Raw genomic sequence first — 26,588 nt, 5'->3', positions numbered from 1 at the left:
GCCACGCCCCACGCCTACCGCCAGCAACCCGACAATGCGGACGCCCCGCCGGGGAACGGCGAGATCCGCACTCCTTCTGTGGATCCGCACTCGTTCCGGGCGCCCAGAGTGGGGCGGATCCGCAGAAGGGGTGCGGACTCGGAGGTGGTGTTAGGGGGTCGCCTTGATGCGGGCGAGGAAGGTGTCTAGGGCCGTGTGCATGGCGGGGTTGAGTTCGGTGTGCTTGCCCGTGCCAGGGACCACGTCGAGGTCCGCGCCGTTGGCGGCCAGTTGCGCGGCCAGGGTGCCGTGCAGGGGGCTGGGGACCGTGGTGTCGGTGACGTTGAGCAGCAGCAGGATTGGCGCGTTGTACCCGGAGGTCGGCACGGTGAGGTATTGGGTGAGGGCGGCGCGGAGAGGTTCGGTGGCCAGGGGTTTGGCGAGCAGGTCACCGACGCCGAGGCCCCGCACCTGGTCGAGGATGCCGTCGAGGCAGAGTGCACCGACGGCGTCGACGACGGTGCGGCCGCGGGGCGTGAGGTACTGATCGACGTCGATGTCGGGGCGGGCGGCGCGCAGGCCTGCCAGGATGCTGACGAAGAAGCTCATCGCGTTGTCGGCGCCCTGGATGGCGGGCGTGTCAGGTCCTGCGATCGGGAGCAGCTTCTCGACATCGGACTCGGGGTCGATCGCGACGGTGCCGCGGAAGTCGAGGTCCGGCGCGTAGGTGGACTGGAGATGGCCGGTGCCGAGTGCGGCTTGGCCGCCCTGCGAGACGCCGAGCACGGCCCAGGTGCGCGAGAGTTCGGGGCGGGTAGCGCGAGCGGCACGCAGCAGATCGATGGTGGCGGACGCCTCGGTCGCGATCTCCAGGTACGGGTGCGGCCCGGTGTCGAAGCGGCCGAGGCCGAGGTAGTCGGGGGCGACGACCGCGAAGCCCTGCCCGACCAGTCGCTGGATGAAGCGCTCCTCACGCACCCGAACCTGTTGGTACGGATGGCCGTCCGGATCGGACTGTCCGCCGCAGCCCGCACCGAGGCCGCTGGTGCCGTGGTCGTAGGCGATGACCGGCCAGCCTGCGGCAGGCGGCGGGCCCTGCGGGACGAACAGTGCGCCACTGGCTCGCCGCGGCGTGCCGTCGGACCCGCGCATCCAGTATTCGAGCACCGAGGCGTCCGAGGCGCCACGCCAGCCGTCCGCTTGTGCGTCGACCGCGATCACCGTCCCCGGCGCTTCCGCCTGTGCGGGAGCGACATTCGCGAACAGCACGGCACTCGCGGACACCACGGACACCACCAGCGCCCGCAGGCACACCGGACCTACCCTCATCAGAACAACCTCACTGACCCGACTGACACACCACCACAAACCTGGACGATCGTACAGATCGGCGGGATGTTGCCAGCATCCCGTGACCAGCCGGCCAACCACAGGCAACACCGAGGAATCGGGTACGCCGCCATCCGGTTTCACGCCCGTGTAGCCGCGCTCAACATGTTTGACCGGGCACGATGCCACTCAGCAGAATTTCCCCGATGTCAGAAATCGCCCCCGTCGACGCCCTCCTCGTCGTAGATGTGCAATCCGCTTTCTTCGAAGGCCAGGAAGCAATCCCGTACGCGGACGCGGTCAAGATACAGATCGCCGCGCTGATCGCCCGCGCGCGGCTGACGGGTGCGTTCGTCGCCCACCTGCAGAACGATGGCGGGCCAGGCGCCGTCGACGAGCCGGGGACCGACGGCTGGCAGTTGCTGCTGCCCGTCCAGCCCGGCCCGCGAGAAGCAGTGGTGCACAAGGCAACCGACGACGGCTTCGACGGCACCGAGTTGAACTCACTGCTGGTCGAGCGTGGCGTCAACGCACTGGCGATCGGCGGCGTGCAGTCGGAGATGTGCGTGCTCGCCACCGCCCGCACGGCGCTCGACCATGGTTATCGCGTGGTCCTACCGCACGACGCGCACGGCACCTACGACATTCCCCCGGCACCCGGCGACACCGAAGGCGTTCCGGCCAAGCAGGCTTCGCGAGTGGCTGAGTGGGCACTCGGCGACGAGGTCGAGGTCATCGCGCACGCGAAGGAGGTGGAATTCCGTGCCATCGATCCAACAGTCAGCTGAGCCCGAGTCGACTCGTACACGCAGGCCAGGCACCCCAGCCCTGCCGCGCCCGTGTTACCTCGGCGATCGCGATCTGCTCCTCGCGGGTGGCCAGGTCGGCGCGGGGCGCGTACTTCAGGCCGCCCTGGCGTTCCCAGGTGCTCTGGTCGAACTGGATGCCGCCGTAGTACCCGTTGCCGTTGTTGATGGCCCAGTTGCCGGTGGACTCGCAGCGGGCCAGCGCATCCCAGATCGCGCCGTCGCGCACCGGCGGCACCTCGGTGCCGGGCTTGGCGCCCTTGCGGACGGTCTTCGGCGCCGCGGTCACCGTCACCGTCGAGGCGATCGGCTTGCGATCCACTTCCTGACCATTGACCATGGTGACCGCGAAGGTGACGTCCTGAACGCCGGGCGCGCCCTTGCTTTCCACCACCGAGCGGCTCATGTTCATGGTCGGGTCTTCGATCACCTGCTCGGGCGGGTCGAGCGGCAGCGTCTCCATGCGGTTCTCGATCCGCTTGCGGGTCACCGTGATGCGCAGGCCGTCGGTCAGCGGAGTGGTCGCGGCGGGCTCGACGGAATCCTGCTGGATCAGCGGAACGCCTGCCACGGCAAGGAATTCCCCCACCGTCGGCGCCGCGAGCCTGACGTCGACGAACCCACCGATGCCGTCGAGCAATGACACCGACTTGGGCGAGGCGACCTGCAGCGCGGCACCTGCGAGCGGCAGCTTCTCGTCGCGGGCAGGCGATACGTACATCTCTTTGGGCAGGCTCAATTGCTCGAGCGCCTCGCCCGCGGTCAGGCCGGTGGTCCACACCTTGCGCTCCTGGCCGTCGACCATGAGCTGAACCTCGCGCGCCCGGTTGAGCGTGATGGTCGCGCCGTCGCCGATCCGCGCGGCGAGCGCGGGGGCGACCCGGTCCCGCTCGGTGACGGCGAACCCGGCGGCGCGCAGCACGCCGCGGACATCGGGCGACATCGTGGTCTCGAACAGGCGCTCACCGTCGACGACGACGGTCACCGTCTTGCGATTCACAATCGCCAGTCCGGCGCCGACGATCAGCGTCATCAACAGCGCCGCGACCGCTACGTACAGCAGCGGGGAGCGAGACTGGTTGATTCTCGTGAATGGCGACATGGTCACAGTACGATAACGAGGGGGTTAGGGGTCGACAACCATCATGTGCGTCAACTGCGGGATTCAATATCACAGACAGATATCGCCGCCGCAGGTTAATCGCGAAACGTGCAGACAATAGTGATGTAGGACACACCACACATATCCAGGCCCCTTACGGGTACGCAAAAGGCCGGAAAACGACAAACGTCGTCCAACCGTCCGCGTCGTTCAGATGCCGTAGACGCGGCGTGCGTTGGCCGTGGTGATCTTCGCCAATTCGGCAGGATCCTGCTCCCGTAATTCCGCGAGCGCGCGCACCGTGTACGGCAGGCAGTACGGTTCGTTGGGAGCGCCACGGAACGGATGCGGCGTCAGATACGGTGCGTCCGTTTCGACCAGAATGAGCTCGTCGGGCACCACCTTGGCGGCCTCGCGCAACTCGTGCGCATTCTTGAAACTCACCGTGCCGGAGAAACTCAGCACATAGCCCTCTGCCACGCAGGACAGCGCCATATTGGTGTCGGACGAGAAGCAATGGAAGATCACCGTCGGCGGCGCGCCCTCGTCCAGCAGTACCGTCAGCAAATCGTGGTCGGCCTCGCGGTTGTGGATCATCAACGGCTTGCCGACCCGCTTCGCCAGGTCGATATGCCAACGGAAGCCTTCGATCTGGGTCTCGATGTCGGCGCAGCCGTCGAGCTTGCCAGGCCAGTAGTAGTCGAGGCCGGTCTCGCCGATCGCCACCACCCTCGGGTCCGCCGCGAGGCGCTCCAACTCGCGCTTGGCCGCATCGTCGAGCGCGTTCGCCCGCGTCGGATGCAGTGCGACAGCGGCATACACCCGCGGGTCGGCGTTGGCGGCCTGCACCGCCCACTGCGCGGCGGTCAGGTCATCGGCAACGGTGACCACCTGGCCGACGCCGACCGAGGCGGCGCGGTCCACGATCACGGCCGTCGACGCCGCGTCGCTCGCGCCGCAGGCATCGAGGTGGGTGTGCGCGTCGACGAGCGGTGTCAGCGGCTCGGGAAGCTCGGGCGCGGGACGCGTGGCCTTCACCGCAAACCCCCGGTCGAGACCTCGGGATCCGCGGCGGGGATATTCACGTGAGGGCAGGAAACCACGCGCATTACAGTAGACGCACCATGAGTGAGCGAAGCGAGCGATCAATCAACACAGCTGCGTATGCGGTCATGCCGGAACCGAGCGTCAGCGAGGTGCAGGCATGAGTGCAGCTGAGCGTCCCGCCTTCTACATCACCACGGCCATCGCCTATCCGAACGGTGCGCCGCATATCGGGCATGCGTACGAGTACATCTCGGCCGACGCCATCGCCCGCTTCAAGCGGCTCGACGGGTACGACGTCTTCTTCATGACCGGCACCGACGAGCACGGTCAGAAGATGCAGCAGGCGGCCGTCGCCGCAGGCGTCCCGGTCGAGGAGCTCGCCGCGCGCAACTCGGACGTGTTCGAGGCGATGGACAAGACGCTCGACATCTCCTTCGACCGGTTCATCCGCACCACCGACGAGGACCACCAGGTCTCCAGCGTCGCGATCTGGGAGCGGATGCTGGCCAACGGCGATATCTACCTCGGCAACTACTCGGGGTGGTACTCGGTGCGCGACGAGGCCTTCTACACCGATGAGGAGACCACGCTGCTCGAGGACGGCAGCCGGATCTCCACCGAGTCGAAGACGCCGGTCACCTGGACCGAGGAGTCGAACTTCTTCTTCAAACTCTCGGCCTACCAGGACAAGCTGCTCGCGCTGTACGAGGAGCATCCCGAATTCATCGCGCCCGCAACGCGTCGCAACGAGATCGTCAGCTACGTCAAGGCCGGCCTGAAGGATCTGTCGGTCTCGCGCACCACGTTCGACTGGGGTGTGCCGGTGCCGGGCCACCCCGATCACGTGATGTACGTCTGGGTGGACGCGCTCACCAACTACATCACCGGCGTCGGCTTCCCTGACACGGAATCTGCGGCGTTCCAACGATTCTGGCCTGCCGACGTGCACATCATCGGCAAGGACATCACCCGGTTCCACACGGTCTACTGGCCTGCGTTCCTGCTGTCCGCCGGCGTCGAACTGCCGAAACGCGTTTTCGTGCACGGGTTCCTGTACAACAAGGGCGAGAAGATGTCCAAGTCGGTCGGCAACGTGGTCGACCCGCTCGAACTCGTCGAGACCTATGGCCTCGACGCGGTGCGCTTCTTCCTGCTGCGCGAGATCTCCTACGGCCAGGACGGCAGCTACAGCCACGACGCGATCGTCGGCCGGATCAACAGCGACCTCGCCAACGAGTTCGGCAACCTCGTGCAGCGCAGCACCAAGATGGTGGCGCGCGACTGCGGCGCCGTGGTGCCGACGCCAGGCGCGTTCACCGACGACGACCGCAAGCTGCTCGATTCGGTGAACGGTCTGCTCGCCCGCTGCCGCGCCGAATACGACGCCCAGCAAATGCATCTCGCGCTGGAGGCGATCTGGCTGGTGCTCGGCGAGACGAACCGGTACTTCTCGGCGCAGGCGCCGTGGACGCTGGCCAAGTCAGGCACGCCGGAGGATCTGGCCCGCGAGGCGACGGTGCTGTACGTGACGCTCGAGGTGTTGCGCATCGTCGCGATCCTGGTGCAGCCGGTGATGCCGGGTTCGGCGGCCAAGATCCTCGATCAGCTCGGCCAGCAGGAGCGCACGTTCGCCGCGATCGCGACGCCGATCGAGCCGGGGGTGCCGCTCCCCGCGCCGGAGCCGGTGTACCCCAAGTACGTCGAGCCCAAGGACTGACTCCTTTCCGCGAATCACGCTGCGCCCGTACCCCATTCGCGGGGTACGGGCGAAAGGCCGTTGGCGGTGACCACCGTTGTCGCCAGCCCGCGCGTAAACCGCTGGCACGCAGACGGATAATGCTTGGTTACGGACGCTCACGATCGGGAGGTACGTGATGGACCGAGACCAGGCACCGGGCGCGGCGCGAACCAGTTTCGCCGACCGGCATCGGGCAGCACGCGACGCCGTCCTCGTCTCGCAGCGCGGACGGCTCATCGAGGCGATGGTCGAATGTGTCGACGGCAAGGGGTATTCCGGCACCACCCTCACCGATATCGTGGCCAGCGCGCGGGTTTCGCGCAGCACCTTCTACGAACACTTCGCCAACAAGGAGGAGTGCTTCATCGAGGCGGTGCACACCGGCGTCGACATCGTCGCCACCCGGATCGCCGAGGAGCTCGCACAGCTCGACGCGGACGCCGACGCCACGGCCAAGATCGAGTCGATCGTGGTCACGTTCTGTCGCACCGTCGCCACCGAACCGGATTTCGCCAGACTCGTCCTCGTCGAATCGTTCAAGGTCAATCAAGCCGCGGTCGGCTACCGCGACCTGGCCGTCGACCGATTCGCGGAGCTGTACCGCCTCTTCTATGACCAAGCGCGGCAGGCGAATCCGGCGCTGCCCGAGGTGTCGGACGAGTTGATCGCCCTCATCCCGGACGCGATCGGCGAACGGACCCGCCGAGTGATCGTTTCCGACGGGCCCGACCGTGTACCCGATCTGGCGCCACTGTTCATCCAGTTCGTCACTGCGACATTAGGACTGGCCGCGTAGGCCTGAAACGGCCTGCCTCACTTGCATATCGAACAAACGCTGGAGCACCCGCCGCTCCAGCGATCAGCGATGCGTACGAGAGCCCCTACTTCCAGCGAGTGAGCAGCCGCTCGATCTCGGCGGTCAACGCACGCTGCAGGAAGGGGCCGAAGCTGATTCGGGCCACACCCTGAGCGGCGAGTTCCGCCTTGTCGGACTTGTCCGGCAGCCCGACCATGCTGATGGGCAGCGACAATTCACTGGTCAGGCGGCGCACCACGACGTCACCCCTGGCGCCGGCGGGGAAGAGGACGTCGGCGCCTGCCGCAGCAGCGAGCCGCAGTCGCTCGATGGCGCGATCGGCCCGGTCGGCCTCGTCACCGTCTTCCCGGATGAACAGGTCGGTCCTGGCGTTCACCACCACGTGCACCCCGGCCGCGTCGGCGAACTGACGCAAGCCGTGCACCAGGTCGGCGTGCTCCTGCGGTGCGCGCAGGCGCTTGCCCTCGCTGTGCACCGTGTCCTCGATATTGAGGCCGACCGCGCCCGCCTCCAGCAGCCCCTCGATCAGCTGCGCAGGCTCGAGGCCATAGCCGGACTCGATGTCGACCGACACCGGAACGTCGACCGCGTCGGTGATCTGCTTGACCCTGGTGAGCGACTCGGCGAAAGTCATGCCTTCACCGTCACCACGCCCGATCGAGTCGGCGACCGGATGACTGCCAACGGTCAGCGCCGCGAATCCCGAATCCACCACGACTTTCGCCGACCAGGCGTCCCACACGGTCGGCAGCACAACGGGATCACCGGGTTGGTGCAGTGCGAGGAATGCCTTGGCCTTGCTCTCCAGAGAAGTCATGGGTTCAATCATGCCGCGTTGGGCGTCGGCTGCACCATGACAATCAACACCGGACCAGAGCCGCGGTCCCGAACCGTGGACAGGCAGCCGGTCTCGCCTCAAGCGGTCGGGGTCAACCGGGTGACGGTTCCCGCAAAACTCGTGACATAGAGCGAGCGCGGATCCCAGCCGTGGCCTGCACCGAAGCGGGCCGACGTGGGAAACGAAATGTCCTCGGCGACTGTGCAGGAGCGGCCGGTCTCCGGGTCGACGCGGACGATCCGGCCCGCGACGTTCAAGGCGAGATAGACGTTGCCGTCGGGCCCGACCGTCAGATCGTCGGCCGCGTTGAGCGGGCCGTACCCGGGCACCGTGATGCGGACGGGCGCGACATCGGGTCGATCCATGTCGAGCACCGCGAGCGCGCTGACCGGCTCGAAGGTGGTCGAGACGAACAGCTTTCGCCGATTCGGATCGTAGGCGAGCCCATTGGTCGAGGTCAGGTCCGTGGCGAGCGGAGCGAGCGAACCGTCGGCGGCGACCCTGGTCAGCGTGGTCGGCGTGCCGACATCCCGGCTCACCACGAAGCCACCGTCCGGCAGCACCGCGAGGCCGTTGGGCGCGACGAGACCACGCGCCACGGTCGAGACCGTGCCCCGATCCAGGTCGAGTGCTTGGATGACCCCGTCCGCGCGACCGGCCACACCGCTGATCAACGAGCCGCCGTTGGTGAAATACGCCGTGCTGCCCGACACCACGATGCCGCCGGGAGACCCCGCGAACGCCAACACTTCTCGGACCCCGTCGGCGCGGATACGCCGCAACGCACCGTCGGTGCCGGACGCGGGCACCTCCGACAGCAGCAGCCCGCCGCGCCCATCGAACGCCAGGTTCTCCAGCACGCCCAGCCCCGACGACACAGTCGACGCGGTCCAGCGCCCGCACTGATCGGTGCTACCCGGCTCAGCGGCCCCAACCCCGGCACCTGTTGCCATCGCGAGCACAGCACTGAGCGCGAGCACACCGCGGGCCGCGACACGGCGCACAGTCATCGACATTCCTCCCCGTCGGGCCGGCCGCACGGTCGGCACCGCTGACAACTTAACGGCCGATCGACGCGAAAAGGGCGGAAACTCAACGCTTTGTGCAAATGCCAGAATCCGCCCAGCGACCTTCTCGGTGCGCCCGAGATCTGCTATCTCGTCGACCGCCGGGTGATCGACGGTTGCTCCGGTTACCGCCCGGCGCGCGGCCCGATCACGCCTCGCCGTCGCGCCGCGCGACCAGCACGGCGTCGTACAACTCGTTGCGGGAGGCGCCGTTGGCGGTGGCCACCTGCGCGCAGGCGTCCTTGAGGCGCACGCCCGTCGCGGTCAGCGCCTCGACCTCGTCGACCAGATCTGCCGGGTCGGCGGAGCGGGGTTGCGCCCCTTCGAGAACCACGGTGATCTCGCCGCGGGCACCGTCGACGGCCCACGCGGCGAGCTCGGCCAGCGTGCCGCGGACGACCTCCTCGTAGGTCTTGGTGAGCTCACGGCAGACGGCCGCGCGCCGATCCGGCCCGAGCACCGCGACGGCGTCGGCCAGACAATCGGCGAGGCGGTGCGGCGCCTCGAAGAACACGCAGGCGCGCGGCTCGGTGGCCAACGTGCGCAACCACTCTCGCCGCTGCCCGGATTTGCGCGGCGCGAAGCCGTCGAAGCAGAACCGCTCCACCGGAAGCGCGGACAGCGCAAGTGCGGTGGTGACCGCCGAGGGGCCTGGCAGGCAGGTCACCGGCAGCGAGCGCGCCGCGCAGGCCGCGACCAGCCGGTATCCGGGATCGCTGACCGACGGCATGCCTGCGTCGGTCACCAGCAGCACCGTGCGCCCCGCCTCGATCTCGCCGAGCAGCGTCGGGATTCGGGCGGTCTCCACGTGGTCGTAGAAACTCACGACCCGTCCGGTGATCTCCACCCCGAGTGCCTTGGCCAGCGACTTGGTGCGGCGGGTGTCTTCGGCCGCGACGACATCGGCCGACCCGAGCGCGTCGCGCAGCCGCTGCGACGCGTCACCGATGTCGCCCATCGGCGTCGCCGCCAGTACCAGCCTGCCCTGCCCTGGCTCACCCGTCGCCTCGTCCGCCACCGCACTCCCGTCTGGACACACCCGGCACCCGCCGGACCATGGCAGCCTATCGAGCCACGCCGAACGTACCGCCGTCGCACGGTTCGATATGTGATCGTGACAACGCGGGAGTCGGCCGCGTGCTATGTGATTCGTACTGTGTCGGGCTCACCGCTGCGGGACCTCGCGGCGCGCACAGCATACGATCGGGGCGTGACACAGGTGACCGACCAGCGCGCGACCGCTCCATTCGGGGCCGTGCCCTCCTGGTCGAGCCCCGCGCCGCTGCGGCCGCCGCCCGATTTCGGGCCGACCGACACCCTGCGCGGCTGGGTGGTCACCGCGTTCCTCACGGCAATCGCGGCAGTGACGCGGTTCATCATGCTCAGCTATCCGACCGACGCGGGCACCCCGGTGTTCGACGAGAAGCATTACGCGCCGCAGGGCTGGCAGATGCTCACCGGCGGCTGGGTGGAGGACAACCCCGGCTACGGGCTGGTGGTGCATCCGCCGATCGGCAAGCAGCTCATCGCGATCGGCGAGGCGATGTTCGGCTACAACGGCTGGGGCTGGCGGTTCGCCTCGGCGGTGGCAGGCACGCTGCTCGTGCTGCTGGTGATCAGGATCGTGCGGCGGCTGGCGCGCTCCACCCTGATCGGTGCGTTCGCGGGCGTCCTGCTGATCGCCGACGGGCTCACCTTCGTCTCCTCGCGCATCGGCATGCTCGACATCTTTCTCGCGTTGTTCGTCACCGCCGCCTTCGGTTGTCTGATCGTCGACCGGGACGAGGTCCGCGCCCGCATGGCGAAGGTCGACGCGGAGGGCCGGATCGACATGAGCCCTTGGGGCCCGCGGCTCGGCGTGCGGTGGTGGCGCTTCGGTGCAGGCGTGCTGCTCGGCTTGGCCTGCGGAACCAAATGGTCCGGCGTGTATTTCATCGTCGCCTTCGGCCTGCTCAGCGTCTGCTTCGATCTGGCGGCGCGGCGGGCCTACGGGGTACGCAGGCCGTGGTTCGGCACCGCGCTCCGCGATATCGGGCCCGCGCTGTATGCCTTGGTGCTGATACCGATCGGGGTGTATCTCGCCTCGTACTGGGCCTGGTTCGCCAGTGAGACCGGCGTCGATCGGTACATGGCAGGCAATCCGTCCGCGCCGACCGCGCCGATCGGCACCGGCGGATTCTGGTCGCATATCGTGCCCGACGCGATGCGGTCGCTGTGGTATTTCAACGCGCGGGCGCTGGAATTCCATGAGGGCCTGACCAATTCGGCGGGCAATCACCATCCGTGGGAATCGAAGCCGTGGACCTGGCCGATGGGCCTGCGGCCGATGCTCTACTACTACGCCGACAACGGCGTCAGCGGTTGTGGGCAGACCCAGTGCGTGAAGGCCGTCATGTTGATCGGCACGCCCGCGATCTGGTGGCTCGCGTTCCCGTTGCTCGCGTGGATGCTGTGGCGCAGCGTGGTCCGCCGCGACTGGCGCTACATCACGGTGCTCGTCGGCTACGGCGCGGCGCTGCTGCCCTGGTTCCTGACCCTCGATCGGCAGATGTACTACTTCTACGCGGTGGCGCTCGCGCCGTTCCTGGTGATGGGGATGGCACTGGCGCTCGGCGATGTGCTCGGGCCCACCCGGCGAGTCCCGGTGCCGCGCAGCCCCGTCGGGACCTACCTACCCGTGGCGCCCGACGAACGACATGCCTTAGGACTGCTTGCGGTCTGTCTCTATCTCGGTTTGGTGATCGCCAACTTCATCTGGCTGTGGCCCATTCTCACCGCGCTGCCGATCACACCGGGCAACTGGCACGACCATCTGTGGCTGCCGAGCTGGCGTTGACGCTCCGCATCCCGCGCTCGACGCCGCGCGCTCAACTATCCAGCGCCGCTTTCACATAACGCAGCGCCGCCTCGTCGTCCAGGCCGAGCCGCCGCACGGTGGCGACATAGGCGGTGGCGGCGCGACCAGCGACATCGCGGGTCGGGTCACCGGAGGAGGCAATGAAAGACCCTTGCCTGCCCCGGGTTTCGACCACCCCGTCCGTTTCCAGCTCCCGATAGGCGCGGGCCACCGTGTTCGGCGCGAGCCCGAGTTGCGCGGCAAGGGCACGGACCGTGGGAATCTTGGTGCCCGCGGTCAGCTCGCCGGAGCGCACCTGAGCGATGATCCCCATGCGTAGTTGTTCGTAGGGCGGCACGGTCGACTCGTGCGACACGGTGATGTTGAACATGGTTCGCTCCTATGCCTCACTCACAGTCGCCTGCGCCCCGACGTCTTACCGGTGATCCCGAGAAAGCGGACAGGACAGGCAGCGGGGACCGCCTCTGCCGGAACCCAATTCGGAGCCCGGTATCCGCAGCACCTCGATGCCCGCGTCCTCCAGTCGCCCGTTGGTCATCTCGTTGCGCTCATAGGCCGCGACCACGCCCGGCGCCAGCGCGAGCGTGTTGTTTCCGTCGTCCCACTGTTCGCGCTCGGCGGTGACGCCGTCGAGTCCGGTATCGATGACCCGCAGCTTGTCGATGCCCATGGCCTTGGCGGCGGCGACCAGGAACGGGTCGGGTCCGCTCATCGAGACCCGGCCAGCGCCGTTGCGCCCGCCGTAATCGTCTTCGCGCTGAATGGTGAACGCGCACAAGGAGTCACGCACCGCCGGATACATCACCAGCGCGTCGGTGTCGACCATCGTGCACACGGTGTCCAGGTGCATGGTCGCCCGGCTCTGCGCGATCGGGATGACCAGCACGGTGTGCGCGAGGTCGTCGTCGAACAGGCTGCGCGCCAACGCTTCCGCGCCCGCCGGTGAGGTGCGCTCGCCGACGCCGACCGCGACGACGCCCGGTGCGAGCAGCAGCACGTCGCCGCCTTCGATGGGCGCGGTGTGCGATTCGTAGGCACGGCGGACCCCGAGGAACCGGGGATGGAACGCGTAGATCAGATCGGTGAGCGAGGTTTCCCTGGCTCTGGCGGGCAGCGCCAGCGAGGTGATCGCGACGCGCGGGCCGATCCAGAACGAGGAATCCCTGGTGAACAGCAGGTTGGGCAGCGGATCGATGACGAAGTCGGCGCCGTGATGCATCCGGCGCACCAGCGAGGTGGCGTCCGGCCCGAACGGTAGCTCGTCGAAGGTCATCCCGGCCATCAGGATGTTGGCCAGGTCCCTGGCGCGCACGCCACGCAGGAACGCGGCGAGCTGGTCGGCCAGGGTGTGCCCGAGCCTGCGCGCGTCGACGGCCGCGGAGATGCCCTGGATGCGGGCCGCGCCGCTGACGGCGAGGGTCTCGGCGAGCAGATCGGCGAGCAGCAGCACCTCGACGCCGCGCTCGCGCAGCACGCCCGCGAAGGCGTCGTGTTCCTGTTGGGCCCGTTCCACCCAGGGAATGCCGTCGAACAGCAACTGGTCGTTGTTGCGCGGGGTGAGCCTGCGCAGCTCGTCACCCGGCCGGTGCAGCAGCACCGTGCGCAGCGTGCCGACCTCGGAGGTCACCGTCAACTGCACGCCCGGACGGTCGGGATCTAGCCCGTCCGCGTCCGAATCCTCTCCGTGCCGCGCGGGCACAGCGTCTGCTCCCATGCTCAGACCGTAGTTCGCCGCGGCCACAAGAGCACGCAATTCTTCCCTTCGTTGCGGTGTTGCTGCGCACACGGGCGGATCCGGGGACGAGGAGGTGGGCCCCGGGGACATTGACATACCGTTGTCCCGATTCCTCCCCCAGGTCGCCCTAACCTCAAGTATTGTTTAGGCGAATGGAGGAGCGTGAATGTCGACAGCCGATTGGCGAGCGAAGGAGCTGACCCCCGGGCAGCTTTCCGAGCGTAGCGGAGTAGCCGTTTCCGCGTTGCACTTCTACGAACGCGAAGGCCTGATCAGCAGCCGCCGGACCAGCGGAAATCAGCGCAGATACGCGCGAGAGACGCTGCGGCGGGTCGCCTTTATCCGCATTTCCCAACGAGTCGGTATCCCGCTCAGTGAAATTCGCGACGCACTCGATCAATTGCCGGAAGGCCGCAATCCCACCCGCCGCGACTGGGAGACGCTGTCCACCAACTGGCGGGCCGACCTCGACGACCGCATCACCCAACTGATCCGGTTGCGCGACAACCTGACCGGCTGCATCGGCTGCGGCTGCCTGTCGCTCGGCAGCTGCAAACTCGTCAACGAACACGACCGGCTCGGCACCGAGGGACCCGGCGCCCGCGTGCTCGACGTGCAGCTCAATTGCGCTGCGAAGCCAGCAATCGGGTGAACCGGGCGCTGGCCTGGCGCATCACGATTTCGTAGGGCAGCGCGAACTTGCGCGCCCACCAGTAGCCGAACCGGATGTCGAACGAGGTGTAGATCAGGAACCGGTTGCGCGCCATGCCGCGCAGGATCGCGGCGGCCACGTGCTCCGGCGCGACAGCGTGCCTGGTGAACGACTTGATCGCGCGCTGGATCTTCGGCGACTCCCGGTCGACGCCGACCAGCTCGACCGTGTGCACCAGCGGCGTGTCCACCGCGCCTGGCACCACCAGGTGCACCGAGATGTCGTGCTGGTCCAGGTCGAAGCGCAGCACCTCGGAGACGCCGCGGATGCCGTATTTGCCCGCGCTGTAGGCCGCGTGCCACGGCAGCGCGAGCAGGCCTGCCGCCGAGGACACGTTGACCAGCGCGCCGCCCTTGCCCGCCCGCACCATCGGCGGCACGAAGTTCTCGATGACGTGGATCGGGCCCATCAGATTGACCTCGACCATGCGCCGCCAGTGCTTGTGCTCCAGGTTCTCCACCGTGCCCCACGCCGAGGTGCCTGCCACGTTCATCACGACGTCGAGGCTGCCGTGCGCGGTGTGCACCTTCTCCGCGAATGCGGTGACGGCGTCGTAATCGGTGATGTCGAAGGCCTCGGCGACGAGCACGACACCGCCGCTGCCGCGAATGTCGGCCACCGTCGCGTCCAACCCCGCCGCGTCGATATCGGTGAGCACCAGCTCTGCGCCCGCCGCGCCCGCGGCCTGCGCGGTAGCCCGGCCTATTCCGCTGGCCGCCCCCGTGATCAGCACCTTCGCGTCCCGCACGGTCCTGCGGCCGCGTCGCCAACTACCTCGCACTACGCATCCCATCTCGAATTGCTCGAATCGGTTCATCGCAGGGTACTCGAGGCAGGCACTACCGGCCCAGCACGTCAAGCATTCCTGCCACCGCCCGCGGCCAGGTGTACTGCTCGGCCCTGCTGCGTGCGGCCTTCCTGCGCCCTGCCGTCGGCATCGCCAGCACGTCGGTGACGGCCTGCGCGAACGCGGAGCCGCGGTCGGCGGCGACCGCGCCGCACTCGGCGGTCACGATGTCGGCGAGCGCCGAGGATCGGCTCGCCACCACCGGCGTGCCCGCCGCGAGCGCTTCCAGCGCGGCGAGGCCGAAGGTCTCGTGCGGGCCTGGCGCCAGGGAAACATCCGCGGTGGCAAGCAGTTTCGCGACCATCGCGCGTTCGGAGATGAAGCCGGTGAAGTGTACGGCGGATTGTCCGTCGGCCAGTGGCGGCAATGCGCGGGCCCGGCGTTCCAGCGCCTCGCGGCGCGGGCCGTCACCGGCGACGACCAGGCGGACCTCGGTGCCCGCCCTGCGCAGCGCGGCCACCGCGTCGATGCTGCGGTCCACCCGCTTCTCCACCGAAAGCCTGCCGCAGTGCACCAGCAGCGGATGGCCCTGCGCACCGAGGTCGGCGCGCAGCCTGCCGTCGCGCCTGCGTGGACTGAACAGTTCGAGATCGACGCCGAGCGGCACCAGCTCGGCGTTCGACGCGCCGATGCGCAGGAATTCCTCGCGGGCGAATTCGGTGGTGCAGACCACGATGTCGTAGTCGGCGGCGGTCCGGCCGTTGGCCACATCGGCGCAGCGGCGCGCGGCCTGGCGTGGCATGAACTGACCGAGCAGCCGGTCGAGGCGTTCGTGCGAGATCATCACCCCTGCCACGTCGCGCTTGCGCGCCCAGCGGCCGAATCCGCGCAGCGTCAACCGATCCGAGACCTCGAGCACGTCCGGGCGCAGGCCTGTCAGCACGTCGGCGACCCGCCGTGGATCGGCCGCGCGATAGCCGCCGGTCCACGGAATGGCCAAGGCGGGCAACGTGACCCGGACGACCCCGGTGGGCAGCAGCTCTTCGGATCGGCGCGCACCAGGCACAATGAGCACCACTTCGTGCCCGGCCGCCACATATCCCTCACCGAGATGATGCAAGGCAGTGCGCAACCCACCCGAACGCGGGCCGTAGAAGTTCGCAAGCTGAACTATGCGCACCTCGCCGATGGTGCAGCTAGTCGGGTTATCTTCGGGACCACTGCGCCGAACGGCACGTGAACAGCCGTGAAAGACCCGGCGAAACCGGTTTGTCCGTATTTTCAGTCGGTCGGTTCCGCCCAGACCCGAAGCAGCCCGTGCCCGCTCGCGTCGACCACGACCGGCCGCAATTCGGCGCGCACCGGAATCCACTCGGAGTCGAGGAATCGCACCCGCAGGCGTAGCTCGATGGCGGTGGTGCCTGCCAGATCCGCACAGGCGGTGCGGAACTCCTCGATATCGTCCGGGTGCACGGTCGGCCGCTCGACCGCCCAGCGGTCCAAGGGCGGGGCGGGGATGCGGGTCCACTCGTAGATCAGACCGGTGCTCAGCCAGACGAAGCCGACGCCGTCGTCGGCGCGCTGGGCGACGGCGCGGAGCATGGTCATGTCGACGTCGGGTCGAGCCGGTGCGACGTCGGTGCACTCGTGCATCAGCGCCCGCACCCGGCGGGCCACCGGGTCGGCCCTGGTCACCATCTGGAAGCTGCGGACGACGTCGTCGTCGCCGATCATGTCGACGGCGCTCTGGTGCCGGCCGTCGAGCTTGCCGACCATGTCGAAGTAGTCGAGCCGTCCGTCGAACCGCACCATCCGGCCGAACGCCTCGGGCGGTGTCCGGATCACCCGCACCTCCTGCGGCGCCCTGGCAAAGATCAACTCCTCCAAACCCGGTCCGTGGTGGGCCAATTCGGTGTCGGCGACCCAGTCCCATGCCGCAACGCGCGGGCGCGGCGCCGGGTGCGCGTCGACCGGCCCCACCCACACCTGGACCCCGTGCACCTCGCCGAACGCGCACCGCACGGGCACACCGACGATCGCGAATCCGCTCTCGCAGTTGCTGATCGGCTCGGCCGTCGCGACGCAGCGCCGCACGACCTCCTCGATCCATTGCGGTGCGGCCGCATGCAATTCCCGGCGCGGCCGCAACAGGCTCACCCAGTCCTTGACCCGAGGACCGTCGGCGACCAGCGTCGGCACCGAGGGCGACCCGTCGGCAGCCCGCTCCAGCGTTTCGATCAGCAGCCAATCATGTTCGGACGGTGGGCTTTCCGACGCATGATCGCCGGTCATATGCCGGCCGTACCCCGACTCGCACGCGGTAGATCGAGATCGAGCGGGATGCGCCCCACCGCAAGATGCGCTTCCACCTCATCGGCGGGCATCGGCCGCGCGATCAAAAAGCCCTGTGCCCGATAGCAACCGAGACCGACCAGAGTGCGCGCGGCCACCGCCGTCTCGACGCCCTCGCCGACTACCCCGAGGCCGAACGAACCGGCAAGGCCGATAATGGATTTCACGATCGCGAGATCGTCGGTGCTCGCACCGAGCCGCTGCACGAAACCGCGGTCGATCTTCACCGCGTCGACCGGAAGCGCCTTCAGGTGCGACAGCGAGCTGTAGCCGGTGCCGAAATCGTCGATCGCGATCTGCACGCCCATCCGCTTGAGTCCGCGCAGCGTGACCTGGGTGCGCGCCAGGTCCTGCACGACGACGTGCTCGGTGATCTCCAGGCAGATCGAGCTGCCGTCGATGCCGAACAACCGCAGGATGTCTTCGATCCGCTCCACGAAATCGAGGCTGACCAACTGCACCGGCGAAACATTGATCCGCATCACGACATTCGCCGCGAGCCCGCGCCTGCGCCACTCGGCGAACTGCGCGCAGGCCGACCTGATCACCCAGCGGCCGAGCTCGCCCGCCAGGTTGGTCGCCTCGGCCACGGTGACGAACGCGGCGGGCGGCAGCAGGCCTCGCGTCGGATGCAGCCAGCGGACCAGCGCCTCCAGCGCGACGATCCGGCCGGTGCGCAGGTCGACCTCCGGCTGATAGTGCAGCAGCAACGACCCGTCGGACACCGCGCCGCGCAGGTTGAGCTCCACATCGTCCTGCAGCTCGAACTGGGCCCGCATCGCATCGGTGAACACCGCGACGCCGTTGCCGCCGCCCGACTTGGCCGAGAGCAGTGCGTGATCGGCCCGGCGCAGCACGTCGGCCACGGTGGTCTCGCCGGGAATGCCGACGGCGACACCGATGCTCGCGGCCCGGCTCACCGACTCACCGCCGACGGTGACCCGGCGCCCGATGAGCTGCTGAATCCTGGTGCCCTCCTCCTCGGCGGCCACCGCGTCCATCGGCTTGGCAGGCACGATGACGAATTCGTCGCCGCCGAGGCGCGCGATCATGTCGTCGGGATCGAGATGCTCACGCAGGCGCGAGGACAGCGTGCGGATGAAGTTGTCGCCTGCGGTGTGCCCGAGGAAGTCGTTGAGCGCCTTGAGCCGATCCAGGTCGAGGAAGAACGCCGCCACCGGGCCGGGGCTGCCAGGCCGGAGGCGTTCCTCCATGTGCTCGAGCAAGGCGCGCCGGTTCGCGAGCCCGGTCAGGTCGTCGTGCAGCGCGATGTAGCGCAGCCGTTCCTCGGCGACGACCCGTGCCTGCAGCTGCGCGAACAGCGCGGCGATCGCCTTGAGCACGTTGAGCTCGCGGGTACTCCACTCCCGGTCGCCGGTCTTGATGAAGCCGAGCACGCCGGTGGACTCACCGCGCGAGAGCAGCGGCACCGCGGCGGTGGTGACCACCGGGATGCCGGAGGCCCGGCGCATCGTCTCCTGATAATCGGCGAACTCGGGCGTCGGGCGGGCGATCATCGGCTCGGTCGCATGCTCGAACGCGCGGAACACCGGGTCGGCGCCCTCGAAGTAGACGACCTCCAGCGGATCCGGATCGGGCACCTGCGGCCGATGCGGCCACTCGGCGATCAGCACCGACGCCCGGCGTTCCCGGTCGGTGTGGCGCACGTAGCTGAAGTCGACGTCGAAGTATTCGACCAGCTGGGCAAGGACCCGCTCGGTCGTCTCGGCCATGTTCGTGGCGTCGACGCCCATCAGCTCGGAGGCGACCTGAGTCACCAATGAGTCGAGCGTCCGCCGAGGCACCTTGTCTCCGATCACGCTATCCACGGGTGTCCACGCCCGGCATCGGACGCCGCCTGCTACCGGGCTGCCGATTCCGCACCCGGGCAGCAGCCGAATCGCTCAGGCATAGCACCAACGCCATGGTCTCATGCTCGGGTTCTCCGAGCAGGTCCGAGAAACGAAGCGACGCCAGTCTATCCAGGGGATCCACGAAAGTCGGTGCCGCTGCGCTGGGGAGTCGCGCTTTTCGGCTGTTGTCATCACCCATCCGTCACCCCACCGCTCCGGGGTCGGTCTCCGACACTGCGCGTCCGTGCTTCGTCGGCTCGAATCGGCGAGCCGTGCAATCCATCGGCAATTGGCCGATGTCGACGATTATCCCACCAGACCGGACCGGCCCGGTAGCGATCATGGGAATCGGCGCAGGGCGGGAAATGACCTGCAACCGCCGCGTCGCGTCGACCAGCAACCCGTAGCGGCGCGGCCGCGGTGCGCGAGGCACCCATGGCCTGACCGTCCCGAAGCCGCAGCCTTCCGCCGGGGAATTCTCTCGGGACGACTGCGATCGCCTCGACAGCCATACTGTTCCTACTCCGTTGCTCCGCATGCCAGCGCGGTGGTCGATCCGGGGTCGGCATCCCCGTCCGAAACCCTGCTTCCGGACGACTTTGCCTAGGGCAGTATCCGTCATCCGGCAGGAATTGACCAGACGTCTGGTTAATCTTCCGAAAACTGGAGGCATCTCCACAAATCCCTCCTGGTCAGAACCCTTCTTACGGTTCAGCTAGATAACCAGGAGACCGGTTGGTTCTAGTGCAGCTAACCAACAGCAAGCTATACGAGGATGGAGATGAACAGCTCAACCGTGTCCGGACCCTGCCAGATCTCGATCTCTTCACGATAGGCGCGAGTGATCTCCGCCGAGGCCGTCGCGTCGTCGACCTGGGCCCACACATCCTCGACCGGATCGTGGTAGTCCCCGTTCGGCGCGAAGCGCGCGTAGACGCCCTTCGGCACCCGCACCAGCACGTCACCGATCGGCACCGCCTCCGGCTCGCGGTACTCGAAACAGACCACGGCGTTGTAGTTGCCTGCCGGGTCGGGCACGTACACCGTGAACATCGGCCGATCCGCGCCCTTCCGGTCGCGCAGCCGGTCCTTCAGGAACTCGATCAGGTCGCTGTTGCTGACCTTGAAACTCGGGCGCACCCGCGGGACCACCAGGCCGCCGTAGATCGCCTCGTTGCGCACCGCGATCGCATAACTCATCGGGCGTCGACCGCCAGGTACAGCTCGATCTTGTAGGCGTGCGGATAACACTCGAAGTCGCCGGTGTAGGTCCGCTTGATCTGGTTGTGCTCCTCGGCGTACGCGATCTGGGTCCAGAGGTCGGTCATCACCTGCGGGAAGTTACCGACCGAGGCGAATCTCGCATAGGTGCCGCGCGGCAGCCTGGCCACCAGATGGCCGCGAGTGACATCGCCGAAGGACGCGCACTCATAGCCGACGATCTGGGTGTTGTAGGTGCCGAGCTCGCCGGTGTAGTCGGTGTAGGCGCTGGCCAGCGGGCCGCCGAGCTCCTGATGTAAGACGGCGGCCCACGCGGCCTCCAGGTCGTGGTCACGCAGTTCTCCGAGCGCACGCTTCGGGCTGCGCACCGGCAATCCGGCAACCCACGTTTCGTCCCGCTCGACGATGTCAAACTGCATGGAAAACTCTTTCGAGGTGAATCCGGGGGCGAAGCCCCCAGATGAACACAGCGGCCCCGCCCGGCGAGCGCAGCGAGCTTCGGGCGAAGCCCGCATCCGGTCGGTCAGAAAGGCCATGCTATCAAGCAGGGCGGGGTGGCAACGATCACATGTCCTGGTCGTTATCCGTACTCAGGACGTGCATTGAACTGGACAAATGACCTGTCGAGCGGCACCGGCGCTGTGGTCGAATGGATCTCGTGTGCCGCACCATTGCCGAGCTCGACGCAGCCGTCGCGGACTGCTTCGCGTGCGAGCGGCTTGTGGCCTGGCGCGAGCAGGTCGCGCGGGACAAGCGCGCCGCCTTTCGTGACGAAACCTATTGGGGACGGGCGGTTCCCGGATTCGGCCCGGACGACGCCCGACTGCTGATCGTCGGGTTGGCTCCCGCCGCGCACGGCGCCAACCGGACCGGCCGGATGTTCACCGGCGACCGCAGCGGTGACGTGCTCTACGCGGCGCTGCACGCCGTCGGCCTCGCCAGCCAACCGACCGCCGTGCACGCCGACGACGGCCTGCGCCTCTTCGGCGTCCGCATCACCGCCCCCGTGCACTGCGCACCGCCGGACAACAAGCCGACACCGGACGAACGCGACCGCTGCCGCCACTGGCTCAGCACCGAATTGGCCTTACTCACCCCGACCCTCCGCGCCGTCGTCGTCCTCGGCGCCTTCGGCTGGCAAGCCCTGCTCCCCGTGCTCGCCGACGCAGGCTGGACCATCCCCCGCCCCCGCCCCAAGTTCACCCACGGCGCCCACACCCAACTAACCCCCACCGACACAGGCCGCGCACCCCTACACCTGTTCGGCTGCTACCACGTAAGCCAACAAAACACCTTCACCGGCCGACTCACCCCAGCCATGGTCGAAGAGGTGCTGCGTACGGCGGCCGATGCCGCAGGGATCGGCGGGTCAGAGGAAGGCTTTGCGGTATGACTGGGGGGTGACGCCGGTGGTTTTGCGGAAAGCCTTGCGTAGGGCGGCTACTGAGGCGAAGCCTGCTTGGTGGGCGATGTTTTCCATTGTGGCGTCGGTCTTTTCCAGCAGCTCCTGCGACTTGCGCACCCGGACGGTCTGCAACCATTCGTTGGGTGTCATCCGGACTTGTTCGTTGAAACGCCGGATCAGCGTGCGCTGGCTCACGCCTGCGCGGGCGGCCAAGTCCGACACGGTGATTCGGGTGCCGAGCACGGATTCGGCCCACTCCAGTGTTGGATTGATCGACTTCTGGTCGGCCTCGGACCGCGGGCGATCCGCGATGAACTGCGCCTGGCCGCCGTCGCGGGTCAACGGCATCACCGAAAGACGTGCGGTCTCGGCCGCCACCGCCGACCCGTAGTCCCTGCGCACCATGTGCAGGCACAGGTCCAATCCGGCGGCCGCACCCGCTGAGGTGAGCACACTTTCGTTGTCTACGAACAACACGGCCGGATCCACCCGGACCCGCGGATAGTCGGAAGCCAGTTCGGCGGCCGCCATCCAGTGCGTGGTGACGCGCATGCCATCGAGCAATCCGACCGACGCAAGAGTGAACGCCCCCAGGCAGATCGAGGCCACCCGTGCGCCGCGCTCGTGGGCGCGGCGCAGGGCAGCCCGCAGTCTCGGTGACGGCGCCGAACGATAGCTGAGTGAGCCGGGAACGATGATCGTGTCCGCCTCGTCGAGGAATTCGATGTCCCGCACCGCGGAAATCGCGAAAAACCTCGACGAGACATCGGAATTCTCGCCACAGACACGAACGTCGTACCCCGCGGTGCCATCTTCCAGCCTGGCCCGGCCGAAGATCTCGATCGGGACCGAGAGGTCGAACGGTATGACGTCGTCGACCGCTAGAACCGCCACTGACCTCATAGGAACTACCCTTGCTCTCCCCCTTGGCCGAGCCCCGCCCCAATTTCGGCATCCCCCACCGGGTTATCGGGCTGGGCGTTGGTCTCGTTAATCACCAGGCCCGCGCGGAGCAATCGTTTGAGCGCACGGCCCTGCAATACCGACAGCGTCGGCGCCAGCTCCGCCCAGCGCACCGGACCGTTCGAGAGCGCGGCCCACAGTTCTTGTCCGCCGTCGCGTTCCAGACAGCGCACCTCGACCTCGGGGTCCGCGCTGGAGTAGAAGCGGTGACACGGCACCGCGTCGGCGAGCGGCTCCGGCGCCGAATCGGCGTTGGCGATCGGATCGAGCCAGTATCGGCCGAGTCCGTCGCGCACCTCCTGCGGCACCTCGAACGGTGGGGACATGCCTTTGAAGCCGGGCATATCCGCACCGAGCCCTGACCTGATCCGCGTCTGCGGCGCCAGCGAAATCCAGTCGTCCGCACCGAGTTCCACCGCGTCGGCCGCGGTGAGCGCGGTGAGATAGGGCCCCTCGGTGGCCAGATCGCGTGGATCCCGGCTGCCGTTGGTCATCACGTTGAGCAGGTCGGGGACCAGCGCCGTGTTCAGCAACGCTTGGAAGGTGCCCTCGGTGGCGTTGCCGAGTGCGGTACCACGCTTTTGACCCTGCCAGTACATGCTGTCAGGGTGGGTGCGCGAGATCTCGTGGTACCACTGGTCAATGCTGAGGGCCCAGGTCTCGGCCATGCCTCGCCATTCGACGTCGTAGTCGCGCCACAGATCCCGCTTGGTCTGCTCGTCGACCGAGGCATCGAAACTCTTGCGCAGCACCAACGCCGCCGCCCACGCCTGAGTCACCGCGAACGACATCCCCGACGAGAACAACGGATCCACGAAATACGACGCATCCCCCACCGCGAGCCAACGCTCGTCGAAGGACCCGAAGTGATCGCTGATCCGCGAATAGTTCGTCGCCGTCAGCATTTCCGGGCGAATCGGCTCCGCATCGACGATCAGATCACGCAGCACCGGAATCGAATGGATCGTCTTGCGGAAGATCTCCGGATCGCGCAGATCCACTCTGGCCAGCGAGTCCGGGTTGGTCACGATGCCGATGGACCAGACATTCTCGCGCACCCCGTCGATCAGTCGCGGTGTCGGGATGTACCAGACCCAGCCGTGCTCGAAGGCAACGGCGTAGATGGGCGACAAGTTGTTCTCCCGGAACATATTCCACTCGCCGGCGGCATGCTGTGCGGGGATGCAGTTGCGGAAGTGCGACCACACCGCGATGTTGCGGTACTCCGAGAGCCACTGCTTGTCCCGCTGCGATCCACGCGCGGCCACCGAGTTCGCCCGGCCCGACGCGTCCACGAAGTACCCGGCGCGCAGCTCCGTGCCGTCCTCGAGCACAACGGTCGTATACCCGTCGCCAGGAAGGAATTTCGTGATGCGAACGCCCTGGAAGACGTGCGCGCCGCTGTCCTCGGCGTGATCGAGCAGGACGGTGTCGAACTCCTCCCGGTTGACGTGAATCGACCAGCGATAGATCCCGTCGACCAGATAGTCGGCGTGCTCGAAGAACGACACGAACGGACGATCGTTGTCCCACTGGTAGATTCCGCCGAACTTCTGAATCCAGCATTGGCTGGCGAGCACCTTTTCCAGTGCCCCACTGGCTTGCAGGACCGGCACCAGCGGATGCGCGCCGGATTCCCCGATGTGTTCACGCGGGAACACTTCTCGGTCGATGACGGCGACTCGCAGATCGCTCTCCCGGCACAGTATCGCCGCGAGGGTCGATCCGGCGGGTCCGCCGCCCATGATCACCACGTCGTATTCGGTAGCTATTTCGGTGATGGGTGTTGGCATGTCACGTGCCTTTCGACGCTCAGACGATCTGGATTCGCTGCACGTGGCGCTCAGCGGATCCACTGAATCCGTTGCGTCCGTGTAGCAAAGCATGGTTTTCGACGACGACGATGTCGCCGGTTTCCCACGGATGGGCATAGCAATAGCGCGGATCGTGCAATCGCTCGCGCAGGTCCTCCATCACCCGCACCCCGTCCTCCGGGGAAATCCCCTCGAGGGTGAGGAAGAGCGGGTTGAGATACTTTGCGGGATCAAGAGGTTCGGCGTAACGAATCGTCACCTCGCCGGTGGCCGGGTGCGTACCGAGCAGTGGCCACTTGGCCAGCCCGCCGTAGTGGGCGAGCTTGTCGGTCCGATAGGTGATCGTGGTGCGTGCCCAGAGCTGTTTGAGCTCTTGCGGCGCTTCGCGATACACCTCAGTGGTGTCGGAGAACACCGTCTCCCCACCCGCACCCGGCGCACTGCCCTGCACACACTGGAACAAGAAGAACCGCGGCACCCGTGCGGCGAACGCACCGTCCCAGTGGAACGGCACATCACCCTTGTCGAACAGGTAGTTCTGCGGATCGTCCCGAACCACCAAGTCCAGGATCGTGCCGAAATCCCACTCCAACAACTCCCCCGCGGCACGGCAATACCGCTCCAGCTCAAGCTTGTTCAGCAGACCGTAGCCACGTAACACGGTCACCTTGGTGGCGAGCACGGTCTCGAGCAGATCCTCGATCGGCAGATCGGCCAGGGATTGCCCGGGGGATTCGGCGGTCACGATCCGGGCGAACGGCTCCAGATCGATACCGTCCAGCGGAGCCGGGCGGACGCTGCTTGTCATGATGCTCCTCGAGGTGCGGTGACGAAATGGCTCGGGCGGCTGTTCCGCCAAACCAGGCGTGCGCCAAGGCTTTCCGCCTCGGCCCGTTTGATCAGCGTGTACTTCGTGCCGTCGTCGAGCACGACACCGTGCCACGGAGTCAGCCAGTTGTCCTGCGTGCGCAGGAGATGGAAGCCGATCTTGTCGCTGTGATGGGTTTGCGGATGGATCGACAACCGCACCGCGTCAGGGAACACGCCCGCGACCAGCCTGCTCCACGCCTGACTGCGCTGCACCACCTCATAGGCGGTCTCCTTCGACCGGTTGCGCCGCTGGGTCGCGCTCAACTCCGGCATCAACGCCGTGTTGTCCTCCACCATGAACCGGTGAATCCCGTTGAACATCCGCCGCATCGCCGGATCCGTCTTCACCGACTCACGAATCGAGTCGATACTCGTGGCGAACTCCTCGAGCAGCCGAGCACGCCGCTCATCCCACGACAGACCAGGCATCGCATCACGCAACCCGTACAAGCCGATCGAGCCGCCGCCAGTGGACCGGATCACCCGGCGCAGCTCAGCGGCATACTCGTCGACATGCGGATCCGGGATCTCCAGCGAGTCGCTGAACACGTGGCCGTCGGAACAGATCGTCACGATCGCACCGGGGGCATAGACCGCCGAGACCTGATCGCAGAACCCCTGCAGCGACTCGATCGCCAACGTCTCAGCCATATCCGGCAGTCGCCCAAGGGTTTTGCGACGATTACGCGACTTTGCCGGAAAGGCGGGAATCACGAAGTGCACCGGCTTGCCCGCCTCGACAAAACCGATCACCTTCTTCAGATGCGGCGCGAAACACTCATCGCAGGCGATGACGTCGCAGACCGTATCCGGTTCGGCGCACCGTCGCCTGGCAAAGACGACGCGGAGTACGCCCGTCGCGACCGCCTCGGCGGCCACTGGAATCGGAGGCGACGTCGGCTCCGAGAGATGTCTATGTACGAATTCAGAACTACTACCGACGGTTGTGCTCATAACTACCTTTCGGTGACTTATGACAGCACGGACGGATACGGCCGGATCAGTAAGTAGACGGTTCGCCGCATGGCATACCGCCCGTGTCCGTCCGAGCACCTGTACTGAAAATATCGCCTGGTCACCGCATGTCGTTGACATCAATATTCGGATCCAAGCTGACATCGGCTGCATTCAATTCGATAATGAAGGTTGCGGACCCCTCCGCCTCCATTCATCGAGCATCGCGCTGCCTATTGAGCGATTCATTTGTCGCTCAGCTCCACAGTCGCCTGAACAGCATGCACCGAAGAATTGTCGATCTATGACTTCGGCCAGCTGACCGCGGCACATCATCTGCAC

24 protein-coding genes are annotated in these 26,588 nt (G+C 67.1%); 6 read left to right on the top strand and 18 right to left on the bottom strand.

What is annotated here, in order from left to right; genetic code table 11:
* Window positions 1–150 precede the first annotated feature (150 nt).
* Window positions 151–1,308: an alpha/beta fold hydrolase gene (locus NA11_RS14045; protein ID WP_069162374.1), complete on the bottom strand. Its 1,158-nt coding sequence runs from the start codon at window positions 1,306–1,308 to the stop codon at window positions 151–153.
* Between the two features lie 206 nt (window positions 1,309–1,514).
* Here NA11_RS14045 and NA11_RS14040 point away from each other — a divergent pair, with 206 nt between their 5' ends.
* Complete coding sequence (locus tag NA11_RS14040) at window positions 1,515–2,096, top strand: isochorismatase family protein (RefSeq protein WP_069162303.1); 582 nt, start codon at window positions 1,515–1,517, stop codon at window positions 2,094–2,096.
* Here the strand turns inward: NA11_RS14040 and NA11_RS14035 are convergent.
* Window positions 2,089–3,216: a resuscitation-promoting factor gene (locus NA11_RS14035; protein WP_069162302.1), complete on the bottom strand. Its 1,128-nt coding sequence runs from the start codon at window positions 3,214–3,216 to the stop codon at window positions 2,089–2,091. The two genes, NA11_RS14040 and NA11_RS14035, sit on opposite strands and share 8 nt — an antisense overlap.
* A gap of 210 nt (window positions 3,217–3,426) precedes the next feature.
* Window positions 3,427–4,254: a TatD family hydrolase gene (locus NA11_RS14030; RefSeq protein ID WP_069162301.1), complete on the bottom strand. Its 828-nt coding sequence runs from the start codon at window positions 4,252–4,254 to the stop codon at window positions 3,427–3,429.
* 166 nt (window positions 4,255–4,420) lie between these two features.
* On the opposite strand from NA11_RS14030, the gene metG reads away from it, so the two are divergent.
* Together metG and NA11_RS14020 are read left to right on the top strand one after the other, a co-directional pair.
* Window positions 4,421–5,980, top strand: a complete 1,560-nt coding sequence (gene metG, locus NA11_RS14025; RefSeq protein ID WP_069162300.1) for a methionine--tRNA ligase — start codon at window positions 4,421–4,423, stop codon at window positions 5,978–5,980.
* A 157-nt stretch (window positions 5,981–6,137) separates the two neighbouring features.
* Complete coding sequence (locus tag NA11_RS14020; RefSeq protein ID WP_069162299.1) at window positions 6,138–6,797, top strand: TetR/AcrR family transcriptional regulator; 660 nt, start codon at window positions 6,138–6,140, stop codon at window positions 6,795–6,797.
* An 85-nt stretch (window positions 6,798–6,882) separates the two neighbouring features.
* Here the strand turns inward: NA11_RS14020 and NA11_RS14015 are convergent, their stop codons facing one another.
* The 3 genes from NA11_RS14015 to rsmI all read right to left on the bottom strand — a co-directional run bounded on the left by NA11_RS14015 (window position 6,883) and on the right by rsmI (window position 9,741).
* Complete coding sequence (locus NA11_RS14015) at window positions 6,883–7,635, bottom strand: isocitrate lyase/PEP mutase family protein (RefSeq protein WP_069162298.1); 753 nt, start codon at window positions 7,633–7,635, stop codon at window positions 6,883–6,885.
* A gap of 98 nt (window positions 7,636–7,733) precedes the next feature.
* Window positions 7,734–8,666 carry an SMP-30/gluconolactonase/LRE family protein gene (locus NA11_RS14010; RefSeq protein ID WP_069162373.1) on the bottom strand — a complete coding sequence of 311 codons (933 nt, stop codon included), beginning with the start codon at window positions 8,664–8,666 and terminating at the stop codon, window positions 7,734–7,736.
* A 205-nt stretch (window positions 8,667–8,871) separates the two neighbouring features.
* A complete protein-coding gene (gene rsmI, locus NA11_RS14005; RefSeq protein WP_084654606.1) occupies window positions 8,872–9,741 on the bottom strand; it encodes a 16S rRNA (cytidine(1402)-2'-O)-methyltransferase in 870 nt (289 codons plus the stop codon).
* A 192-nt stretch (window positions 9,742–9,933) separates the two neighbouring features.
* Here rsmI and NA11_RS14000 point away from each other — a divergent pair, with 192 nt between their 5' ends.
* Window positions 9,934–11,559: a dolichyl-phosphate-mannose--protein mannosyltransferase gene (locus tag NA11_RS14000; RefSeq protein ID WP_069162371.1), complete on the top strand. Its 1,626-nt coding sequence runs from the start codon at window positions 9,934–9,936 to the stop codon at window positions 11,557–11,559.
* Between the two features lie 31 nt (window positions 11,560–11,590).
* Here NA11_RS14000 and NA11_RS13995 read toward each other — a convergent pair whose 3' ends face one another.
* Entirely contained in the window at window positions 11,591–11,950 is a 360-nt protein-coding gene (locus NA11_RS13995) for a GntR family transcriptional regulator (RefSeq protein WP_069162297.1), read from the bottom strand.
* 45 nt (window positions 11,951–11,995) lie between these two features.
* Entirely contained in the window at window positions 11,996–13,294 is a 1,299-nt protein-coding gene (gene arcA / locus NA11_RS13990; RefSeq protein ID WP_245745869.1) for an arginine deiminase, read from the bottom strand.
* A 187-nt stretch (window positions 13,295–13,481) separates the two neighbouring features.
* On the opposite strand from arcA, the gene soxR reads away from it, so the two are divergent.
* Window positions 13,482–13,967, top strand: a complete 486-nt coding sequence (soxR, locus tag NA11_RS13985; RefSeq protein WP_069162296.1) for a redox-sensitive transcriptional activator SoxR — start codon at window positions 13,482–13,484, stop codon at window positions 13,965–13,967.
* Here soxR and NA11_RS13980 read toward each other — a convergent pair.
* The 6 genes from NA11_RS13980 to NA11_RS13955 all read right to left on the bottom strand — a co-directional run bounded on the left by NA11_RS13980 (window position 13,936) and on the right by NA11_RS13955 (window position 20,659).
* Complete coding sequence (locus NA11_RS13980; RefSeq protein WP_245745868.1) at window positions 13,936–14,808, bottom strand: SDR family oxidoreductase; 873 nt, start codon at window positions 14,806–14,808, stop codon at window positions 13,936–13,938. The two genes, soxR and NA11_RS13980, sit on opposite strands and share 32 nt — an antisense overlap.
* Before the next feature lie 58 nt (window positions 14,809–14,866).
* Window positions 14,867–15,994, bottom strand: coding sequence for a glycosyltransferase (locus NA11_RS13975; RefSeq protein WP_069162295.1), 1,128 nt, complete (start codon window positions 15,992–15,994; stop codon window positions 14,867–14,869).
* 101 nt (window positions 15,995–16,095) lie between these two features.
* Window positions 16,096–17,106 (bottom strand): GAF domain-containing protein, encoded by a 1,011-nt coding sequence (locus NA11_RS13970; RefSeq protein WP_069162294.1) that lies wholly within the window; start codon window positions 17,104–17,106, stop codon window positions 16,096–16,098.
* Window positions 17,103–18,920 (bottom strand): putative bifunctional diguanylate cyclase/phosphodiesterase, encoded by a 1,818-nt coding sequence (locus tag NA11_RS13965; RefSeq protein ID WP_069162368.1) that lies wholly within the window; start codon window positions 18,918–18,920, stop codon window positions 17,103–17,105. The genes NA11_RS13970 and NA11_RS13965 overlap by 4 nt, the downstream gene beginning before the upstream one ends.
* Before the next feature lie 864 nt (window positions 18,921–19,784).
* On the bottom strand, window positions 19,785–20,219 hold the full coding sequence (locus tag NA11_RS13960) for an effector binding domain-containing protein (RefSeq protein ID WP_069162293.1): 435 nt from the start codon (window positions 20,217–20,219) through the stop codon (window positions 19,785–19,787).
* Window positions 20,216–20,659, bottom strand: coding sequence for a GyrI-like domain-containing protein (locus NA11_RS13955; RefSeq protein ID WP_069162292.1), 444 nt, complete (start codon window positions 20,657–20,659; stop codon window positions 20,216–20,218). The genes NA11_RS13960 and NA11_RS13955 overlap by 4 nt, the downstream gene beginning before the upstream one ends.
* 239 nt (window positions 20,660–20,898) lie before the next feature.
* Here NA11_RS13955 and NA11_RS13950 point away from each other — a divergent pair, with 239 nt between their 5' ends.
* A complete protein-coding gene (locus NA11_RS13950; RefSeq protein WP_439957071.1) occupies window positions 20,899–21,633 on the top strand; it encodes a uracil-DNA glycosylase in 735 nt (244 codons plus the stop codon).
* On the opposite strand, the gene NA11_RS13945 is transcribed toward NA11_RS13950, so the two are convergent.
* From NA11_RS13945 to NA11_RS13930, 4 genes are read right to left on the bottom strand one after another with little or no spacing between them, the layout of a single operon-like run.
* A complete protein-coding gene (locus NA11_RS13945) occupies window positions 21,610–22,548 on the bottom strand; it encodes a GlxA family transcriptional regulator (RefSeq protein ID WP_069162290.1) in 939 nt (312 codons plus the stop codon). The genes NA11_RS13950 and NA11_RS13945 overlap by 24 nt on opposite strands.
* A 5-nt stretch (window positions 22,549–22,553) precedes the next feature.
* Window positions 22,554–24,401, bottom strand: a complete 1,848-nt coding sequence (locus NA11_RS13940; RefSeq protein WP_069162289.1) for an NAD(P)/FAD-dependent oxidoreductase — start codon at window positions 24,399–24,401, stop codon at window positions 22,554–22,556.
* A gap of 19 nt (window positions 24,402–24,420) precedes the next feature.
* A complete protein-coding gene (locus NA11_RS13935; protein WP_084654605.1) occupies window positions 24,421–25,230 on the bottom strand; it encodes a TauD/TfdA dioxygenase family protein in 810 nt (269 codons plus the stop codon).
* Entirely contained in the window at window positions 25,227–26,171 is a 945-nt protein-coding gene (locus NA11_RS13930) for an L-tyrosine/L-tryptophan isonitrile synthase family protein (protein ID WP_245745867.1), read from the bottom strand. The genes NA11_RS13935 and NA11_RS13930 overlap by 4 nt, the downstream gene beginning before the upstream one ends.
* Window positions 26,172–26,588: the final 417 nt, after the last annotated feature.

The sequence above is a fragment of the Nocardia altamirensis NBRC 108246 genome, from assembly GCF_001612685.1.
Classification (GTDB): Bacteria; Actinomycetota; Actinomycetes; order Mycobacteriales; family Mycobacteriaceae; genus Nocardia; species Nocardia altamirensis.
The sequence above is the reverse complement of the archived record's forward strand: the minus strand, read 5'-3'. Positions and strand labels throughout refer to the sequence as shown.

Bases quoted from the DNA above. Each gene is read 5' to 3' on its own strand.
- NA11_RS13945 (WP_069162290.1), bottom strand. From the start codon at position 22,548: ATGAGGTCAGTGGCGGTTCTAGCGGTCGACGACGTCATACCGTTCGAC.
- NA11_RS13940 (WP_069162289.1), bottom strand. From the start codon at position 24,401: ATGCCAACACCCATCACCGAAATAGCTACCGAATACGACGTGGTGATC.
- arcA (WP_245745869.1), bottom strand. From the start codon at position 13,294: ATGGGAGCAGACGCTGTGCCCGCGCGGCACGGAGAGGATTCGGACGCG.
- NA11_RS14040 (WP_069162303.1), top strand. From the start codon at position 1,515: ATGTCAGAAATCGCCCCCGTCGACGCCCTCCTCGTCGTAGATGTGCAA.
- soxR (WP_069162296.1), top strand. From the start codon at position 13,482: ATGTCGACAGCCGATTGGCGAGCGAAGGAGCTGACCCCCGGGCAGCTT.
- NA11_RS13995 (WP_069162297.1), bottom strand. From the start codon at position 11,950: ATGTTCAACATCACCGTGTCGCACGAGTCGACCGTGCCGCCCTACGAA.
- NA11_RS13965 (WP_069162368.1), bottom strand. From the start codon at position 18,920: ATGGGCGTCGACGCCACGAACATGGCCGAGACGACCGAGCGGGTCCTT.
- NA11_RS13970 (WP_069162294.1), bottom strand. From the start codon at position 17,106: ATGACCGGCGATCATGCGTCGGAAAGCCCACCGTCCGAACATGATTGG.
- NA11_RS13960 (WP_069162293.1), bottom strand. From the start codon at position 20,219: ATGAGTTATGCGATCGCGGTGCGCAACGAGGCGATCTACGGCGGCCTG.
- NA11_RS14015 (WP_069162298.1), bottom strand. From the start codon at position 7,635: ATGACTTCTCTGGAGAGCAAGGCCAAGGCATTCCTCGCACTGCACCAA.
- NA11_RS13935 (WP_084654605.1), bottom strand. From the start codon at position 25,230: ATGACAAGCAGCGTCCGCCCGGCTCCGCTGGACGGTATCGATCTGGAG.
- NA11_RS13955 (WP_069162292.1), bottom strand. From the start codon at position 20,659: ATGCAGTTTGACATCGTCGAGCGGGACGAAACGTGGGTTGCCGGATTG.
- NA11_RS14045 (WP_069162374.1), bottom strand. From the start codon at position 1,308: ATGAGGGTAGGTCCGGTGTGCCTGCGGGCGCTGGTGGTGTCCGTGGTG.
- NA11_RS14035 (WP_069162302.1), bottom strand. From the start codon at position 3,216: ATGTCGCCATTCACGAGAATCAACCAGTCTCGCTCCCCGCTGCTGTAC.
- NA11_RS14010 (WP_069162373.1), bottom strand. From the start codon at position 8,666: ATGACTGTGCGCCGTGTCGCGGCCCGCGGTGTGCTCGCGCTCAGTGCT.
- metG (WP_069162300.1), top strand. From the start codon at position 4,421: ATGAGTGCAGCTGAGCGTCCCGCCTTCTACATCACCACGGCCATCGCC.
- NA11_RS14020 (WP_069162299.1), top strand. From the start codon at position 6,138: ATGGACCGAGACCAGGCACCGGGCGCGGCGCGAACCAGTTTCGCCGAC.